General features: G+C 69.4%; 17 protein-coding genes. 7 read left to right on the top strand and 10 right to left on the bottom strand.

The genetic code is table 11. The features are described 5' to 3' along the window. Positions 1–6: 6 nt before the first annotated feature. Complete coding sequence (locus GXW78_RS07955) at positions 7–798, top strand: FAD binding domain-containing protein (protein WP_211867659.1); 792 nt, start codon at positions 7–9, stop codon at positions 796–798. Between the two features lie 40 nt (positions 799–838). Here GXW78_RS07955 and GXW78_RS07950 read toward each other — a convergent pair whose 3' ends face one another. After that, the gene (locus GXW78_RS07950) at positions 839–1504 is read right to left on the bottom strand and encodes a hypothetical protein (RefSeq protein ID WP_211867658.1); all 666 of its coding nucleotides are present in this window, start codon (positions 1502–1504) and stop codon (positions 839–841) included. Between the two features lie 303 nt (positions 1505–1807). Between GXW78_RS07950 and GXW78_RS07945 the strand changes: the two genes are divergently transcribed. The 4 genes from GXW78_RS07945 to GXW78_RS07930 all read left to right on the top strand — a co-directional run bounded on the left by GXW78_RS07945 (position 1808) and on the right by GXW78_RS07930 (position 5016). Next, complete coding sequence (locus GXW78_RS07945) at positions 1808–2212, top strand: AtzH-like domain-containing protein (protein ID WP_211867656.1); 405 nt, start codon at positions 1808–1810, stop codon at positions 2210–2212. A gap of 5 nt (positions 2213–2217) precedes the next feature. Beyond that, on the top strand, positions 2218–2868 hold the full coding sequence (locus GXW78_RS07940) for a 2-hydroxychromene-2-carboxylate isomerase (protein ID WP_211867654.1): 651 nt from the start codon (positions 2218–2220) through the stop codon (positions 2866–2868). Beyond that, positions 2865–4127 (top strand): NAD(P)/FAD-dependent oxidoreductase, encoded by a 1263-nt coding sequence (locus GXW78_RS07935; protein ID WP_211867652.1) that lies wholly within the window; start codon positions 2865–2867, stop codon positions 4125–4127. Before GXW78_RS07940 ends, GXW78_RS07935 begins: the two co-directional genes overlap by 4 nt. A 106-nt stretch (positions 4128–4233) precedes the next feature. Beyond that, the gene (locus GXW78_RS07930; RefSeq protein WP_211867650.1) at positions 4234–5016 is read left to right on the top strand and encodes a cold-shock protein; all 783 of its coding nucleotides are present in this window, start codon (positions 4234–4236) and stop codon (positions 5014–5016) included. Between the two features lie 67 nt (positions 5017–5083). Here GXW78_RS07930 and GXW78_RS07925 read toward each other — a convergent pair whose 3' ends face one another. Further along, a complete protein-coding gene (locus GXW78_RS07925) occupies positions 5084–5227 on the bottom strand; it encodes a hypothetical protein (protein ID WP_211867927.1) in 144 nt (47 codons plus the stop codon). On the opposite strand from GXW78_RS07925, the gene GXW78_RS07920 reads away from it, so the two are divergent. Beyond that, the gene (locus GXW78_RS07920; RefSeq protein WP_246521965.1) at positions 5226–6026 is read left to right on the top strand and encodes a flagellin; all 801 of its coding nucleotides are present in this window, start codon (positions 5226–5228) and stop codon (positions 6024–6026) included. The genes GXW78_RS07925 and GXW78_RS07920 overlap by 2 nt on opposite strands. A 104-nt stretch (positions 6027–6130) precedes the next feature. Here the strand turns inward: GXW78_RS07920 and GXW78_RS07915 are convergent, their stop codons facing one another. After that, a complete protein-coding gene (locus GXW78_RS07915) occupies positions 6131–6880 on the bottom strand; it encodes an aspartate/glutamate racemase family protein (RefSeq protein WP_211867646.1) in 750 nt (249 codons plus the stop codon). A 69-nt stretch (positions 6881–6949) separates the two neighbouring features. Between GXW78_RS07915 and GXW78_RS07910 the strand changes: the two genes are divergently transcribed. After that, positions 6950–7939, top strand: coding sequence for a Bug family tripartite tricarboxylate transporter substrate binding protein (locus GXW78_RS07910; RefSeq protein WP_211867643.1), 990 nt, complete (start codon positions 6950–6952; stop codon positions 7937–7939). 38 nt (positions 7940–7977) lie between these two features. Here the strand turns inward: GXW78_RS07910 and GXW78_RS07905 are convergent, their stop codons facing one another. The 7 genes from GXW78_RS07905 to GXW78_RS07875 form a co-directional block, all read right to left on the bottom strand. Continuing rightward, the gene (locus GXW78_RS07905; protein ID WP_211867641.1) at positions 7978–9705 is read right to left on the bottom strand and encodes an ABC transporter ATP-binding protein/permease; all 1728 of its coding nucleotides are present in this window, start codon (positions 9703–9705) and stop codon (positions 7978–7980) included. Positions 9706–9759: 54 nt separating this feature from the next. Continuing rightward, positions 9760–10008, bottom strand: a complete 249-nt coding sequence (locus tag GXW78_RS07900; RefSeq protein ID WP_211867639.1) for a DUF3253 domain-containing protein — start codon at positions 10006–10008, stop codon at positions 9760–9762. After that, on the bottom strand, positions 10005–10601 hold the full coding sequence (locus GXW78_RS07895; protein WP_211867637.1) for a pyridoxamine 5'-phosphate oxidase family protein: 597 nt from the start codon (positions 10599–10601) through the stop codon (positions 10005–10007). Before GXW78_RS07895 ends, GXW78_RS07900 begins: the two co-directional genes overlap by 4 nt. A 181-nt stretch (positions 10602–10782) precedes the next feature. Continuing rightward, complete coding sequence (locus GXW78_RS07890) at positions 10783–11535, bottom strand: DUF1194 domain-containing protein (protein ID WP_211867635.1); 753 nt, start codon at positions 11533–11535, stop codon at positions 10783–10785. A 187-nt stretch (positions 11536–11722) separates the two neighbouring features. After that, the gene (locus GXW78_RS07885) at positions 11723–12295 is read right to left on the bottom strand and encodes a DUF924 family protein (protein WP_211867633.1); all 573 of its coding nucleotides are present in this window, start codon (positions 12293–12295) and stop codon (positions 11723–11725) included. Beyond that, entirely contained in the window at positions 12292–15198 is a 2907-nt protein-coding gene (locus GXW78_RS07880) for an FAD-binding and (Fe-S)-binding domain-containing protein (RefSeq protein ID WP_211867631.1), read from the bottom strand. The genes GXW78_RS07885 and GXW78_RS07880 overlap by 4 nt, the downstream gene beginning before the upstream one ends. 12 nt (positions 15199–15210) lie before the next feature. Beyond that, entirely contained in the window at positions 15211–16185 is a 975-nt protein-coding gene (locus GXW78_RS07875) for a quinone oxidoreductase family protein (protein WP_211867629.1), read from the bottom strand. Positions 16186–16291 lie beyond the last annotated feature (106 nt).

Here is a 16291-nt window from a genome sequence, read left to right as displayed (position 1 = left end):
TCGACGATGTATGATTTCCAGTATCACAAGCCCGCTTCCGTCGCCGATGCCGTGAAGCTGCTGGCCGATCCGGACGCCAAGGCGATCTCGGGCGGCCAGACGCTGATCCCGGCGCTGAAGCACCGGCTGAACCGTCCGACCGCCGTGGTGGACCTTTCCGGCATCGCGGAGATGAAGGGCATCAGGCGCGAGGGCAACGCCATCGTCATCGGCGCGCTGAGCCGCCATGACGACGTCGCCGGCAGTGCCGAGGTGAAGGCTGCGATCCCGGCGCTGGCCGACATGGCCGCGCATATCGGGGACACCCAGGTGCGCAACCGGGGCACGATGGGCGGCTCCATCTCGAACAACGACCCGGCGGCGGACTATCCGGCGGCGGTCGTTGCGCTGAACGCCACGGTCATCACCTCGAAGCGCCGCATCACGGCCGACGAGTTCTTCCAGGGCATGTTCACCACGGCGCTGGAACCGGATGAACTCGTCATCGCCATCTCCTTCCCGGTGCCGGAGAAGGCGGGCTACGCGAAGATGCGCAATCCGGCGTCGCGCTACGTCATGGCGGGGGTCTTCGTGGCGAAGACCGGCGGCGAGGTGCGCGTCGCGGTGAATGGCGCGGCCCCCTGCGTGTTCCGGCAAGGCGAGATGGAAGCGGCGCTCGGCGCCAACTGGTCGGCGGAAGCGGTCGGGGGCATCAAGCAGGACGCCACGGACCTGAACGGCGACATTCACGGCAGCGCGGAATATCGCGCGCACCTCGTCACCGTCATGGCGAAGCGCGCCGTAGCCGCCGCCGGCTGAGGCGAAAGGAGAGGGGCCTCGGCCCCTCTCCGGACGGGTTTTAGCGGCGACGCGCCGGGCGGGCGATCGTCGTGGCAGCCTTCTGCTGCTCCAGCGTTGCGAGGTCGGCGTCCATGTAGCCGCGCAGCGTCGCCGCGCTGTCGATCATCGCATCCTGGGACCGCTCGGCACGGCCGATCTGCACCGCCCAGGCGGCGCGGATCGCCTCGGCACGCGCGGCAAACCAAGTGTCGCGTTCGGCGGCGGTCGCGAAGGTCGCGGGCGGCAGCGTAACCGTCACGTCGAAGAAGCGGCGAACGCGGCCGGTACGAACGTCCTCGGCGTGCAGCTGCGCACCCACCGGTCCGGTCGCTTGGTTAAGCTTCACGGCGAAGTCGCGGAGCGGGCGAAGCGCCGTGGTCGTGGCGAGATGGCCCGGCGCCGTGCAGCGAACCTCGGCGGGCGTGTTGCCGCGCGCAAGCGTGACCGGCGCCGGTGCGGTGATCTGCGCGACCTGCGCGCCATCGCGCGTCACCGTGCAGGCGGCGCCGGCGGGGGAGGAAGCGATGGTGATGGAGCCGGTCCAGGCGGCCGGCGTCGCCTCGCCATTCAGCGCCGTGCTGTCCGCGCGCTGGTGATACGTCCCGCACCCCGCGAGGACGAGCAGCGCGGCGAAGGCGGGAATGGCGCGCATCGTACGACGGCCGGCGGTAGGGGGATTCGTCACTGGCATTATCCCTGCTTTGGGCGGCCGGAGCAGGCCGGTTGGAAAAGGATGATGCGCGTCAAGACGCGATTATCATCTCAATTAATCGATTATCAGGAATTTTATGCATGGCAAGGGGTGAGTAAAGCGATTAGCTATGCCATTATGGCAGCTTTGAGCCGAAAATAAGACGGACGAGACAGCATCACGCATACCGCCCCGCGACCGCGCTCCGCAGGGTGCATCTTCGGCGGCCGGCCCGTGCCTCTCGTCAATCCCTCCGCCGCACGGCATGGTTGTCGGCAGCCTGGGGGAGCCACGCATATGGAGATCGACAATCCGGAGGTGATCGCCGAGGCCCGCGCGGTCTTCGACCGCTATGAAGCCGCGATCGCCGCCAACGACACGGATGTGCTCGACGCCTCCTTCTGGCCGGACCCGCGCACGGTGCGGTTCGGCGTCACCGAGATCCTGTATGGCATCGACGCCATCCGCGCCTTCCGTGCGACGGTGAAGTCCTATGCGCCGCGCGCCGTGCGCAAGGTCCACATCACCAGCTTCGGCCGGGACGTCGCCTGCACGCATCTGGAGTACGAGCGGACAGACACCGGGCTGGTCGGGCGCGAGACCAAGATCATGGCGCGCTTGCCCGACCATGGCTGGCGCGTCGTCTCGGCGCATGTCTCGCTGCTTGCCGGCAGCGATCCCGGCCGCACACAGAAGGGGTGACCGTCATGGGCCAGACCGTCGAGTGCTTCTACACACTCTCCAGCCCCTGGATGTACCTCGCTGGGCCGCAGCTGACGCAGATCCTGAAGCGGCACGGCGCGACGCTGACGCTGCGCCCCTATGATTTCCGCCTGGTCGTCAAGCAGACAGGCGGCATCCCGCTGCGCACCAGGCCCGAGCCGCGGCAGGACTACCACGCGCTGGAACTCGACCGCTGGTCCCGCCATCTCGGCATCCCGCTGAAGCTCAAGCCGAGGCACTACCCGCCGACCGACCAGACGAATGCCGGGCGCATGGTGATGGCCGCGCAGGCACGCGGGCTCGATGCGATGGGCCTGTCCCACGCCATCCTGCGCGCCCTTTGGGTGGAGGACCGCGACATCGCCGACCCGCGCAGCCGCGTCGCCATCGCCGAGGAGGAAGGCCTGCCCGGCGAAGCCCTCCTGCGCGAGGAGTCCAGTTCCTCGGTCGATGCCGAGTGGGACCGCAACAGCCAAGACGCGCTGAAGCGCGGCGTGTTCGGCGCGCCGACCTTCTTCTGTGGCGATCTTTGGATCTGGGGCCAGGACCGGCTGTTCTTCCTGGACGACTACCTGGCGGGCAAACCGGTGCAGTCCGGCCCGTCGACGAGCATCGGCAAGACACGGGCGGCATGACACGACACGTTGCGATCATCGGAGCCGGCATCGTCGGCGCCTGTTCGGCCGTCGAGGCGATCCGCCGCGGCCACCGCGTAACCATCATCGACCCGGCCGATCCGGGCGGCGAGCAGGCTGCTTCGTACGGCAACGGCTGCTGGCTGAGCCCGATGTCGGTGATCCCCCCGGCCTTCCCTGGCCTGTGGAAGAAGGTGCCGAAGTTCCTGATGGATCCGCTCGGCCCGCTGGCCATCCGCTGGTCCTACTTCCCCGCCGTCGCCCCCTGGCTGCTCCGCTACCTGCGCGCCGGCTGGACCTGGGACCGGGTGGAGCGCGCCGCCCGTGCGCTGCGTCCGCTGGTGGTCGATGCACCGGCGCTGCATCACCGCCTGGCGGAGGAAGCGGGCGTCAGCCACCTCATCGAGCGCCGCGGCCTGATCTACATCTACCCCGACCGCACAGCCTTTGCGGCCGAGGCCATGGCCTGGGAGATCCGCCACCGCGTCGGCGTGCGCTGGATCGAGCTCGACGCCGACATGCTGCGCCAGCGCGAACCCGACCTCGACCGCCGCTACACCTTCGGCGTGCTGGTCGAGGAAGGCGGTCACTGCACCGATCCGGGCGCCTACACGGCGGCCCTCGTCGCCCATGCCGTGGGCCAGGGGGCGGAACTGCGACGCGCGGCCGCCACAGGCTTCGACATCGCCGGCGGCCGGCTGCGCGCCGTGCGTACCGACCAGGGCGACATCCCGGCCGATGCGGCGGTCATCGCCGCCGGCGCCCATGCGAAGCCGCTTGCCGCGGCGGCGGGCAACCGCGTCCCGCTGGAGACCGAGCGCGGCTACCACGCCGAGATCGTCGACCCGGAAGTCTCGCCGCGCCACGGGCTGATGCCGTCGGATGGCAAGATGTCGGTGATGCGCACGGCGAACGGCCTGCGCTGCGCGGGGCAGGTCGAGATCGCCGGCCTTGCCGCCGCGCCGAACTGGAAGCGCGCCGAGATCCTCCGCAACCACCTCGTCAGTTGCTTCCCCGGGCTGCCCCGCGACCTGCCGACTGAACGGGTGAAGGTCTGGATGGGTCATCGGCCGTCGATGCCGGACGGCATGCCCTGCCTTGGCCTGTCCAGCGCGACGCCGGACGTGATCCATGCCTTCGGCCATGGCCATACGGGGCTGGTGGCCGGCGCGCGGACAGGGCGGATCGTGGCGGATCTGCTTGCCGGCCGGCCCGCCGAGATTCCGATCGAAGCCTTCGATCCCCGCCGATTCGCGTAACGTGCCGGTTCGGATTTCACTCGCTTTCGGCCTGAGTCGGTGCCATCCTGATTCGTAGCGCCTCTGCATCCCGCAGGGGTGCCTGATGTTGTGGACCTGCAGGAACGTGTCTGAATTCGACAACCAGGGTGGCACCGGCCCGATCGAGGCCGAGGTGAAATGGTACAACAGCCGCAAGGGCTTCGGCTTCGTCCTTGGCCCGGACGGCACTGACGTCTTCTTCCACGCCTCGGCCCTGACCGAGGCCGGGATCGAGCCGCCGGACACTGGTGACAAGCTGGTCTGCGAGATCGGAACGGACCGACAGGGCCGCCGTCTCGTCACCCGCATCGTCGAGCTGAAGCGCGGCGAAGGCGGCGGGGCCGGTGCGCGCCCGCCGCGTCGCGATTTCGGCGGTGGCGGCTTCGGCGATCGTCCGCCGCGCCGCGACTTCGGTGGTGGCGGTGGCTTCGGTGATCGCCCGCCGCGCCGTGACTTCGGCGGCGGTGGTGGCGGCTTCGGCGACCGTCCGCCGCGTCGCGACTTCGGTGGCGGCGGCGGCTTCGGTGGTGGTGGCTTCGGCGACCGTCCGCCGCGTCGTGACTTCGGCGGTGGTGGCGGTGGCTTCGGCGATCGTGCGCCGCGCGCCTTCGGCGACCGTCCGCCCCGCCGCGATTTCGGTGGCCGCGACGAAGGCGGGCCGACCTACGACGTCAACGGCACGGTGAAGTGGTTCGACCAGGTGCGTGGCTTCGGCTTCGTGACCCCGGACGATGGCGGCCAGGACGTGTTCCTGCATTCCTCGGTCCTCCAGCGCGCCGGCAAGCAGGACGTGCAGCAGGGCGAGAAGGTCAATCTCGAGGTCCGTGACGGTCAGCGCGGCCGCCAGGCCGTGAACATGAAGGACTGAGCTGCGGCGATCGCCAAGGGCGGCCGTTCGCGGGAAGGCCCCGTCGCCGCAAGGCGCGGGGCCTTTTTCATGCGATCTCAAGAATCCGCCGCGCCTTAGCCTTCTGTTCACCTCTGCGCGCCACAGTCAGGGCGCGGCGGGAATATCCCGTCTTTGGTGAAGGGAAGATCCCGATGAGCTTGAACTCGGTGAACACCAATGTCGGCGCCATGGTCGCGCTGCAGTCGCTGAACCGTACCAATGAAGCGCTGAACACCACTCAGAAGCGCGTCTCGACGGGCTATCGCGTTTCCGACGCGAAGGATGACGGCGCGGCATTTGCCGTCGCGCAGTCAGTGCGCGCGGACGTCGCCGGCCTCACCGCCGCCAATGAACAGCTCGGCGGCGTCAAAGGCATTCTCGACACGGCGCTGTCGGGCCTCAACAAGGTCTCGGAGACGATGCTGAAGGTGCGCGAGACGCTGGTGCGCCTCGCCGACGACACACTGAATACCGACCAGCGGGCGCAGTACGAGGCGCAGTACGAGGCGCTGCGCACGCAGATCACCAACTTCATCGCCGACGCCACCTACAACGGCCGCACCTTGCTCGACACGAATGCCGGCAACGGCGGCGGCGACATCACCACGACCCGCAACGAGTCCGGCACGACCTACGCGCTCACCGCGGTGGACGGTGCCGGCACCCTGATCGTCGCCGCCGCGCCGACGGACGCGGCAACGGCGCAGGCCGCCCTCGCGGCAGGCGGTGACTGGGGCAACATCAATACCGTCATCGCCAACGCGCTGAACCAGTACGGCTCGGACTCCCGCTACATCGACGCGCAGATCGCCTACAACCGCGATAAGCTCGACGCGCTGGACGGCGGGCTCGGCGCGCTGATCGATGCTGACCTCGCCAAGGAATCGGCGCGCCTGCAGGCATTGCAGATCCGCCAGCAACTCGGCACGCAATCGCTGTCCATCGCCAACCAGGCCCCGCAGTCGCTGCTCAGCCTGTTCCAGGGCTAAGCCCGCTCGCGTTCGGCCCGGTGCATCGCACCGGCGCGCACGCGCCCAAGCCGTCCGGCGCTGCCGATCTGGCAGCGGACGGGCCGAAGACCGCCGTCAGTGCCTCAGCCGTACCGCCGTGGCCGCAGCCCGGCGTGCAGGTAGTGGGCGAGCGACACCACGTCATGCACCGGCAGTCCCAGCGCCGCCTGCAGCGCCGCGGCGTACGGGGGCATGTTCGTGCATTCCAGCACGATCGCGCCGACCTCGGGATGCGCCGCCACCAGCGCGCGCCCGGCATCGAGAATGTCCTGCTCGGCAGCCGCGACATCCAGCTCAGGCTTGTCCTGCCGTACCAGCACGCGGAACAGCTCCCGCCCGTTCTCGACGCCCATCACCGGCGTGTCCGCCGCCATGCCGGCGGCAATGTAGTGCGCCGGCGTCAGCGAGGCCGGGCTGACAGTAATGACGCCGACCCGCTGTCCCGGCGGCAGCAGCGCTTCCACCCAGGGCACTTGCAGCAGGGATGAGGTCGCGACTGGCACGCCCACCGCTGCCGCGATCTCCTTCTGGAAGATGCAGAGGAACCCGCAGGAGGTAGTGATGGCCTCCGCCCCCATCGCCACCAGTTCCTGCGCCGCGGCGATGAAGTCGGGCAGAAGCCCGCGCGCGCCCTGCAGCACCACCCGTTCGGGCGTCGCGCCGGGCACCACGCGATACAGCACCGAGAAGGGCCAGGTCATGCCGTTGCCGATATCGCCGGGGATTCGCGGAAAGCGCGTTTCCAGCATGATGATGCCGAGTGGGATGCCCTGGACGGGCTTTGCGCCGCGCGCGATCCGGGCGAGGCTGGTAGCGGGAAGGGGAGGGTTCATGGCCGTCTAGGCTACCACTCGTGCCCGGCCGGCCCACCCCCGCTTTCAGCCCTTGAGGAGAACCGGACCATGATCCGTCGCACCCTGCTTGCCGCGGCACTCGCCGCCGCCACCGCGGCACCCGTTCTGGCCCAGGACGCTCCCTGGCCGAACCGGCCGATCACCATCATGGGCGGCTTCCCGAACGGTGCCGGCACAGACATTTATGCCCGCCGTCTCGCCGAGCCGCTGACGCGCGCTCTCGGCGTGCCCGTGGTGGTGGACAACCGCTCCGGTGCCGGCGGCAACATCGGCTCCGAATACGTCGCGCGGCAGGCGGCCGATGGCTACACCTTCCTGCTCGGCACGGCGGGAACGCATGCGATCAACGCCGCGCTGTACCGGCGCCTGCCTTTCGACGTGATCCGCGACTTCACGCCCATCGTGCTGCTCGGCGACGTGCCGAACGTGCTGATCGTCAGCCCCGAGAAGCGCCCCAACCTCCGCACCTGCCAGGATGTGCTGACGGCGGCGCGGGCGCGGCCACAGGCCGTGTCCTACGGCTCCACCGGCAACGGCGCCTCGACGCACCTGGCCGGCGCCGCCTTCGCCACGGCCGCGCGGCTGGATCTGCTGCATGTGCCCTATCGCGGCCAGCCGGGGGCGATGACGGCGCTGCTCACCGGCGACACCGACCTGTTCTTCAACCAGTCCGGTGCCTCGATGGGGCCGATCCGCCAGGGCCAGGTGCGGCCGATCGTCGTGATGTCGCGCGAGCGCCTGCCGGCCTTGCCGGATGTGCCCACCGTCGCGGAGGCCTGCGGCCTGCCGCCGATGGACACCTCGACCTGGTACGGGCTGTTCGGCCCGGCGAACCTGCCGGCGGCGATCGTGAACCGCATGAACACCGAGGTGAACCGCATCATCTCCGCGCCCGACTTCCGTGAGTGGCTGGTGCAGAACCAGGCGATCACCCCGCCCGCGCCGCCCAACACGCCGGAACAGTTCCGCCAGACCATGGCGGCGGACGTCGCGCGCTGGGCTGAGGTCGTCCGCGCATCGGGCGCCACGGTGGACTGAGGGGCTTCCGGAGAGGGGCCTCGCCCCTCTCCGACCAGTCAGGCGGGCCGCAGCGACCGTTCCGCCACGCGCAGGCCGCGGTCATGGAACTGCGCGACCGCGGGCCGGTGCGCGATGGACACCAGCGCCGTCCCCGGCAGCCTCTCCTTCAGCCGCGCATAAAGCCGCTCCTCCGCGCCGGGATCCAGGCTCGCCGTGGCCTCGTCGAGGAACAGCCAGTCCGGCTTCAGCAGCAGCGCGCGTGCGAGGGCGAGCCGCTGCTGCTCGCCACCAGATAGCCGGCGGTCCCAGGCATCGGCTTCATGGAGCCGAGGCACGACATGGCCGAGCTCCGCCGCCTCCAACGCCTCGACCACGGCCTCGTCACTGAAGTCCGCCTCGTTCTCGGGGTAGCAGACGGCGCGCTTCAGGCTGCCGAGCGGAATGTAGGGCCGTTGCGGCAGGAACAGCACGCGCCCCGTCGTGGGCAACTCGATCCGCCCGGACCCGAAGGGCCAGATGTCGGCGATGGCACGGAACAGCGTCGACTTCCCCGAGCCCGAGGCGCCGGTGATCACCACGGATTCCCCCGGCGCCACCTCGGCATTCCCGTGCTCGATCAGCAGGCGCCCATCCGGCAGGCCGAGCGTGACGTCGCGGATGCTGAGGCTCGCGGTGCTGCCGGCCGCCGTCGTGGGGCCACCCTCGGCGCGATGCGCCGCGGCGACGGCGCGGCTGAATCCGGTCAGCCGTTCGACCGTCGCGCGCCATTCCGTCAGCTCGCGATAATTGTCGACGAACCAGGACAGCGCCCCCTGCACCTGGCCGAAGGCGCTCGATGTCTGGATCAGCCCGCCGAGCGGGAAGCGCCCCGCGAAGTAACCCGGCGCCGCGACGACGATCGGGAAGACGATCGCCACCTGGGTGTAGCCTGCTGTGAAGAAGGTCAGCCGCTTGGTGGCGGTCATGATGCCCCACCAATTCTCCATCAGCGCGCGGAAGCGCTGGGTCAGGCCGCGCTTCTCATCGGCCTCGCCGCCATGCAGCGCGATGCCCTCGACATTCTCGCGGAAGCGCACGAGCGCGTAGCGGAAATCCGCCTCGACCTTCTGCTGGGTAAAGTTCAGCGCGATCAGCGGCCGGCCGATCAGATGCGCGAGCCAGGTGCCGAGTGCGGCATAGATCAGCGCGACCCAGACCATATAGCCGGGGATGTCGATACCGAGGACCACCAGCGGCCCCGACAGTGACCACAACACGATGATGAAGGAGAACAGCGTGACGACCGAGTTCATCAGCCCCAGCCCGAGCGTCAGCGTGTAGTCGACGAACAGCCGCGCATCCTCGGCGATGCGCTGGTCGGGGTTGTCGGTCTCGGGGTCGGTCAGCGCCATCCGGTAATAGGCGCGCTGCTCCAGCCACTGGGCCAGGTACACCTCGGTCAGCCAGCGCCGCCAGCGGATCTGCAGCGCCTGCCGCAGATAGAGCTGATACACCGCGATCAGGATGTAGGCCGCGGCGACGAGGGCGAAGGAGGGCAGGAAAACCTCATCCTCCGTGCGGTGCCAGGTGAACAGCAGCGCGACGAAGGCTTCCTGGTCCTTGGCTTCCAGCGCGTTGTAGAAGGCCCGCTGCCAGTAGGTGAGCAGCACGGTCATGCCCACCAGCGAGAGATTCAGCGCGACCACCACGGCGAGCAGCCCGCGCGCCTTCCATCGGTCCTCGCTGGACCAATAAGGGCGGGCGAGCGCCCAGGCGTCGCGCAGGAAGGGGCCGAGCCGTCGCATGCGGAATTCTCCTTCGGCCGCGGCGCGGCCGGTCGTCGGTGTCGTCGTGCTGTGTCAGGGGTGGATGCGCAGGCGGATCACGCCACGAATGTCGGTGCCGGGATCGACGGGCTTGCCCTTGCGCAGGATGTCGATGCGACCTTCCTGCGCCAGCAGCGTCGCCTCACGCCGGATGCGGGTCAGCAGGGATTGCCAGTTCTCCGTGGCCATCGAGCGCGCGACATCCTCGGTGGAGACGCTGCGCGCCGGCCCGGCGGCCGTGGTCGTGGCGAGGATGGCCTCGCGGATGGCGGGTTCGCTCATGGTGCAATCCAGGTCGCGGTCAGCGTGCCGTCGGCCGCCCAGGCGAAGCATGCGCGGCGGTTCCCTGCGGGGTCCAGCATCAGCCAATCCAATGCATCGAAGGTGAAGGACACGAGCCCAAACTGCGCGCGGCCCGCCGCGGCATCCGTCGGCGCCACGGGCGGCGCGCGCAGCGGCGTGCCGGGCGGGTGCGTGCCCGCATAGGTCATGCGGCTGGTCTCCCGGCTCGCGGTCCAGGCCGCATCGGCTGCGGCATCGCCGACATGCAGCACCGCATGGCCATGCAGGCAAAGCTGCAACCGGCTCTGTGGATCGTAGCCATGCAGGGCAGCGCGTCCATCGGCGGCGAGCTGCGCGAATTTGGGGCTGCGACGATCGGTATGGATGTGCAGGCACCGGGCGGCCGGGTCGAAGCCGCGCAGCACGACTGTCCTCAGCGCCGGGGCACCGCCCATCCCGATGGTCGCGAGCACCGGCGTGCGAAAGGTGCTCCGGTGGTCCGCGACGCCGGCCCGCAGAGCGTCGAAGGCCCGCGCCAGCGCGGCGTCGAGCATCGCGCCGGCGGGATCGCCGGTGGTGATTCTCTGGATCATCCGTGCCGGTATGGCGCCTTCCCGGCGCGGCGCAAGCGGGGCCTGCGGCGCGTCCTAGACCCGGATCAGCCGGACGATGCTGTCGCGGGTATTGCCCGACCTGCCGTTGAACCGGTTCCTGTCGTGGCAGAGCCCGTCATGCTTCGGCAGCAGGACTAGACGAAACGCGCCGGATGGCGCGTCAGGCGAATTCCCGTTCCACCAGCGGGCCCGGCGCGGGGACCGCGGCGATCTCCCGGATGATCTTGCGCCGCACCGCGCCGGCAAAGGATTCGTAGCCCTCCGCCACCATCAGGAAGGCGCCGGGGCCGCCGATCACTTCATCGCGGTAGTATTCATCGACCGGCGGCAGGCCGGCGAGCAGCGCGCTCGGCTGCGGCGTGCGGTCGAGCACGGCCAACCCGTTGATGACGACCCCCTGCTCCAGCGTCTCGGTCCGGGCGGGCGCGAGCGGCCGGCCGGAGTTGTTCACCCCGTCGCCGGAAATGTCGATCACGCGCCGCAGCCCCTCGAAGCGCTGGCCGAACTGCTTCGCGGCATAATCCATTGCGCCGGAGATGGAGGTGTAGAGGTAGGTCTCGCGCGACGCGCCATCGAGTGCGCGGGCGAAGCCCTCGCAGCTTGCCGGGCCGTCGAGCCGCATCCAGGGAACCAGCGTGTGCTGGATGTTCCAGTCCGACCACACGAACAGCGTGACGGCGATGGCGCCGAGCGGCCCGCCGGCGATGCCTTCGGCCAGGCGCGGATCGCGGAAGGCCTCGGCATAGCCGCGCATCTGCATCTCCATCTCCTCGGTGTCGACGGAGCGGGACACATCGACCGCCAGGACCAGCTCGACATCGACCTCGGTCGAAGCGCGGACGCTGCGGGCGGTGATCAGGGCCGGGGCGGCGAGGCCCGCGGCGACGAACAGGCGTCGGGACAGACGCGACATCGGAACCCTCCTGTAGGGGCCGTGTTGGGGGGTGCTGTCCTTCCCGAACGCCTTCGTGACCCGAAGGATTGTTATGCCGGAGAGATAGGCTCGGATTTTGTGCGTTGCAACAAATATCGCAGCATAGCTGTCATACTGTGCCGCCGAATGCGGCATATGTGGCGCCGCGGCAACATACCCGGCAGGGTCAGAAGCCTCCGCCGGCGTCGAGCCAGGTTCGCTCCGCCGCCGTACTCGCTCGGCCCAGCGCGGCATTCCGATGCGGGAACCGCCCAAAGCGCTGAATCACCACCCGGTGCCGCCACGCATAGTCGATAGCCCCGCCGGCGGCTGCCATGCGCGGATCGTCCCGAAGTCCCTCGAACAGCGTGACCGACAGGTCCTGATCCGCCATCGCCTCGGAGTGCTCGAAGGGCAGGTAGAGGAACATTCGTTGGACCGGCGTCAGACCGACGTCGATCCGTCGCGTCAGCACGGCATCCCGCGCAATGTCGCGCATCAGCGCGTCGCCCGCGAAGGCCTCGGCGCTGCCGCGATGGATATTGCGCGGAAACTGGTCGAGCAGCAGGCTGAGCGCCAGCACGCCCGCCGCCTGGTCACGCCAGGACGCCAGCGCATCGGTCCGCGCGGACGCCGCCAGGACGCTGAAGCGGTCCCGGATCTCGGTGTCGAAGGCGTCGTCCCGTTTGAACCATGCGTCGCGATAGGTGTCAGGCCCGTCGGAGAACCAGAAGGCGAGAACGTCGAGCGGTGTCGTCACGCAAGGGCCCTTTCCAGCAGCCGGACGGAGTGCAGCGCCTCCCTCCCTGCCAGATCGGCGATCTGATGGCGACAGGAGGTACCGTCGGCCACGATGAAGCTTGCGGGAGATGCCGCACGCACCGCCGGCAGCAGCGACAGCTCGGCCATCGCCTTCGAGGTAGCGATCGTCTCCGACTGGTAGCCGAAGGCGCCCGCCATGCCGCAACAGGATGACGCGATGGGCGTCACGGCAAGGCCCGGGATGCGCTTCAGCAGCGCGACGGCGGGCGGAAAGGCGCCGAACGCCTTCTGGTGACAATGGCCATGGATATGCGCCTCGCCGGCCAGCGGCTTCAGTGGAAGCACCGCCTTTTCGCGTTCCAGGAACTCGCTGAGCAGGAAGGCCCGCGCCGCGAGCGCGCGCGCTTCATCCCCCGGCAGCAGCGCCAGGAACTCGTCCCGCAACGTCGTCAGCGAGGAGGGCTCGATGCCGACGACCGGCGATGCGTACGTCGACAGCGCCTCCAGCGTCCGCCGCGCCTCCGCCCGCGCTTCCTCCACCATGCCCGCGGCGAGCAGCGTCCGTCCCTCATCCAGAGGCCGATTGCCCCGCGCCGGCCGCGCGATTGCCGGGTCATAGCCCGCTGCACGCAGCACCGTCACCGCCGCGCGCAGATTCTCCGGCTCGAAATACCGGTTGAAGGCATCGGGCAGCAGGATGACCTCGCCATCCCGCCCATCCGGCGCGCGCAGCTCGTCATCGTGGAAGGACGACCACACGATGCGGGGCAGGGACCGTTCCGCCGCGATGCCCGTAAAGCCCTCCGTCAGCCGCGCCAGACCTGGGATCCAGTTCCGCGCATTCACCACCGGCGGGAACAGTGACGCCCAGCGCGCCCAGCGCGGCATCGTCGCGATCATCCGTTCCCGCAGTGCCACGCCGTGCGTCTTCGCCCGCGCCGCCAGCACCTCGATCTTCATCCGCGCCATGTCGACGCCGGTCGGGCATTCGCGCTTGCAGCCCTTGCAGGACACGCAGAGCTTCACCGCCTCCGCGACCTCATCCGACGCCAGCGCGCCCGGGATCTGTCGCGTCAGCGCCAGGCGCAGCGTGTTCGCCCGCCCGCGCGTCAGATGCTGCTCATCCCGCGTCGCGCGATAGGACGGGCACATGACGTTGGCGTCGAACTTCCGGCATGTGCCGTTGTTGTTGCACATCTCGACGGCGCTCAGCAGCCCGCCGAGCGGCCCCGGATACTCCGACCAGTCGAGCACCGGCGTGATTGCCGCATCGGCCTCGTAGCCCGGCGCGTAGCGGAACAGCGTGCGGTCATCCATCTTCGGCGCGCGCACCACGCGGCCGGGATTCAGCAGCGCATTGGGGTCGAAGCTGTCCTTCACCTCCTCGAAGGCGCGGGCGATGCGGGATCCGAACATCGGCTCGTTGAATTCCGACCGCACGATGCCGTCGCCATGCTCGCCGGAATGGCTGCCCTTGTACTCGCGCACCAGGGAGAAGCATTCCTCGGCGATCGCGCGCATCTTCGCGACGTCCTCGCCATCCTTCATGTTCAGCACGGGGCGGACATGCAGGCAGCCCACGGAGGCATGGGCATACCAGGTGCCCTTCGTGCCGTGCTTCGCGAACACGTCGTTCAGCCGCTCGGTATAGTCGGCCAGGTCTTCCAACCCGACCGCGCAATCCTCGATGAAGGACACCGGCTTCCCGTCCCCCTTCATCGACATCATGATGTTGAGGCCCGCCTCGCGCACCTCCGCGATCGCCGCCTGGAAGCCCGCATCCGTCGCGCGCACCACCGCATCCGGATAGCCGAGGTCGCCCATCATCTCCTCGAGCCGATCCAGGTCGCGCAGCAGCGGCGCATCCTCGTCGCCATGGAACTCGACGATCAGCAGGGAGTCCGGTTCCCCCTTCACCATCTTGTCGATGGTCGCGCGGTAGATCGGGATCGACCGGCCGAGGTCGATCATCGTCCGGTCCACCAGTTCCACCGCCTCGGGATTCAGCGTGACGAGGTGCTGCGACGCCGCCATCGCCGCGCGGAACGTCGGGAACTGGCAGATGCCGAGCATCTTCCGAGGCTTGATCGGCCACAGCCTGAGATCGAGCGCCGCGGAGAACGCCAGCGTCCCCTCCGACCCGACGAGCAGCCGCGCCAAGTTCCCGCGCCCTTCCATCCGCGCGGCCGGCGTCAGCGCCTCGATGTTGTAGCCGCCGACACGGCGTAGCTGATGCGGGAAGCGTGCGGCGATCTCCTCCGCCTCCCGCGCACCGAGCGCGCGCAGCCGCTGGATCAGATCCGCCATCGGCGCCGGCACGCCACCACCGAGATTGTCCGGCAGATCCCCGAAGGTGAAGCGCGACCCATCCGCCAGCAGCGCGTCGATCGCCGTCACGTTGTCCGCCATCAGGCCATACCGGATGGACTTCGACCCGCAGGAATTGTTCGCCGCCATGCCGCCGATGGTGCAGCGCTGCCAAGTGGACGGATCGACCGGGAAGAACAGCCCATGCTTCTTCAGCGCATCGTTCAGCGCGCCGAGCGTGATCCCCGGCTGCACCCGCGCCATGCGCGCATCCGCATCCACCTCCACCACGCCACGCAGATACTTCGTGCAATCCATCACCAGCGCGCGGTTCACCGTCTGGCCGCATTGGCTGGTCCCGCCGCCGCGCGGCAGCACCGGGATGCCTTCCTCCCGGCACAGCGCCATCGCCGCCTGCACGTCCTCGATGGAGCGCGGCACGATCACGCCATAGGGCTCGATCTGGTAGATGCTGGCATCGGTCGCATAGCGCCCGCGATCCGCCGCGCCGAACAGCACCTCAGCGCGCGTCTCGCGCCGCAGCCGGTCGGCCAGTCGGCTGTCGCCAAGGGTGGGGCGTGTGGTCACATTCATCGAAGCTCGTTCCTACGGCAGCAGGATCAGTGGCGCATCGGCCTGCCGCGATTCCAGCAATTCATGCGCCCGCGCCGCGTCATCCATCGGCAGCGACGCGCCCGGCTGCGCCCGCAGCACGCCGGAGGACAGCGCATCGAACAAGGACGCCGCCATCGCTTCCAGCGCCGGGCGCTCGGCGAGGTAATGGAACACGATCGGCCGCGTCACGCTGTTCGACTTCGCCGCCAGCCGCTGCACCTCGAAGGCCGGCACCGGCCCCGACGCCTGCCCGAAATTCACCAGATGCCCGCAGCGCGCGAGGCAGTCGAGCGATCCGTCGAAGGTATCGCGCCCGACCGAATCATACGCCGCATCGACGCCGCGCCCGCCGGTGATGCGCTGCACCTCGGCGACGAAATCCTGGTCGCGATACAGTACCACATGCGCGCAGCCGGCCTCCCGCGCGATGGCGGCCTTCGCGGCCGACCCGACCGTGCCGATCACCGTCGCGCCGAGGGCGGACGCCCACTGGCACAGCAGCCGCCCGACGCCACCCGCCGCCGCATGCACCAAGATGGTCTGCCCGGCCTCGACGCGATGCACGCGCCGGATCAGCATGTCCACCGTGAGGCCCTTGAGCAGCACGCTTGCCGCCAGCGCCTCGCTCATCCCTTCCGGCAGCTTCAGCGCGACCGCCGCCGGCAGCAGGCGATGGGAGGCATACCCGCCGTAGCGCCCGGTCACGTAGCCGACGCGATCGCCCGGCGCGAACCCCGTCACCCCGGCCCCGACCGCCTCGACGACGCCCGCGCCCTCGATGCCCGGAATGCCCGGCAGGGGCAGCGTGCGATACAGCCCGGATCGAACATAGCAATCGTGGAAATTCACCCCGATCGCGGTCTGCCGGACCAGCAACTCGCCTGCGCCAGGGGCGCCGACCTCGATCGTCTCCGCCCGCAGCACCTGCGGCCCGCCGTGCTCGCGGAGCATGATCGCCCTCGGCATGATGTCCCCTCCGTCAGTCCGGCGCGACCCTAGCCCCGCCGCGCGGACCCGCCGAATCCATAATCCTCATCGCCGGGACAAGCCGAACTCATTTGGCGACCCGCCG

This window comes from Neoroseomonas terrae, assembly GCF_018129025.1.
Classification (GTDB): Bacteria; Pseudomonadota; Alphaproteobacteria; order Acetobacterales; family Acetobacteraceae; genus Neoroseomonas; species Neoroseomonas terrae.
This window is presented reverse-complemented; position numbering and strand designations above follow the sequence as displayed.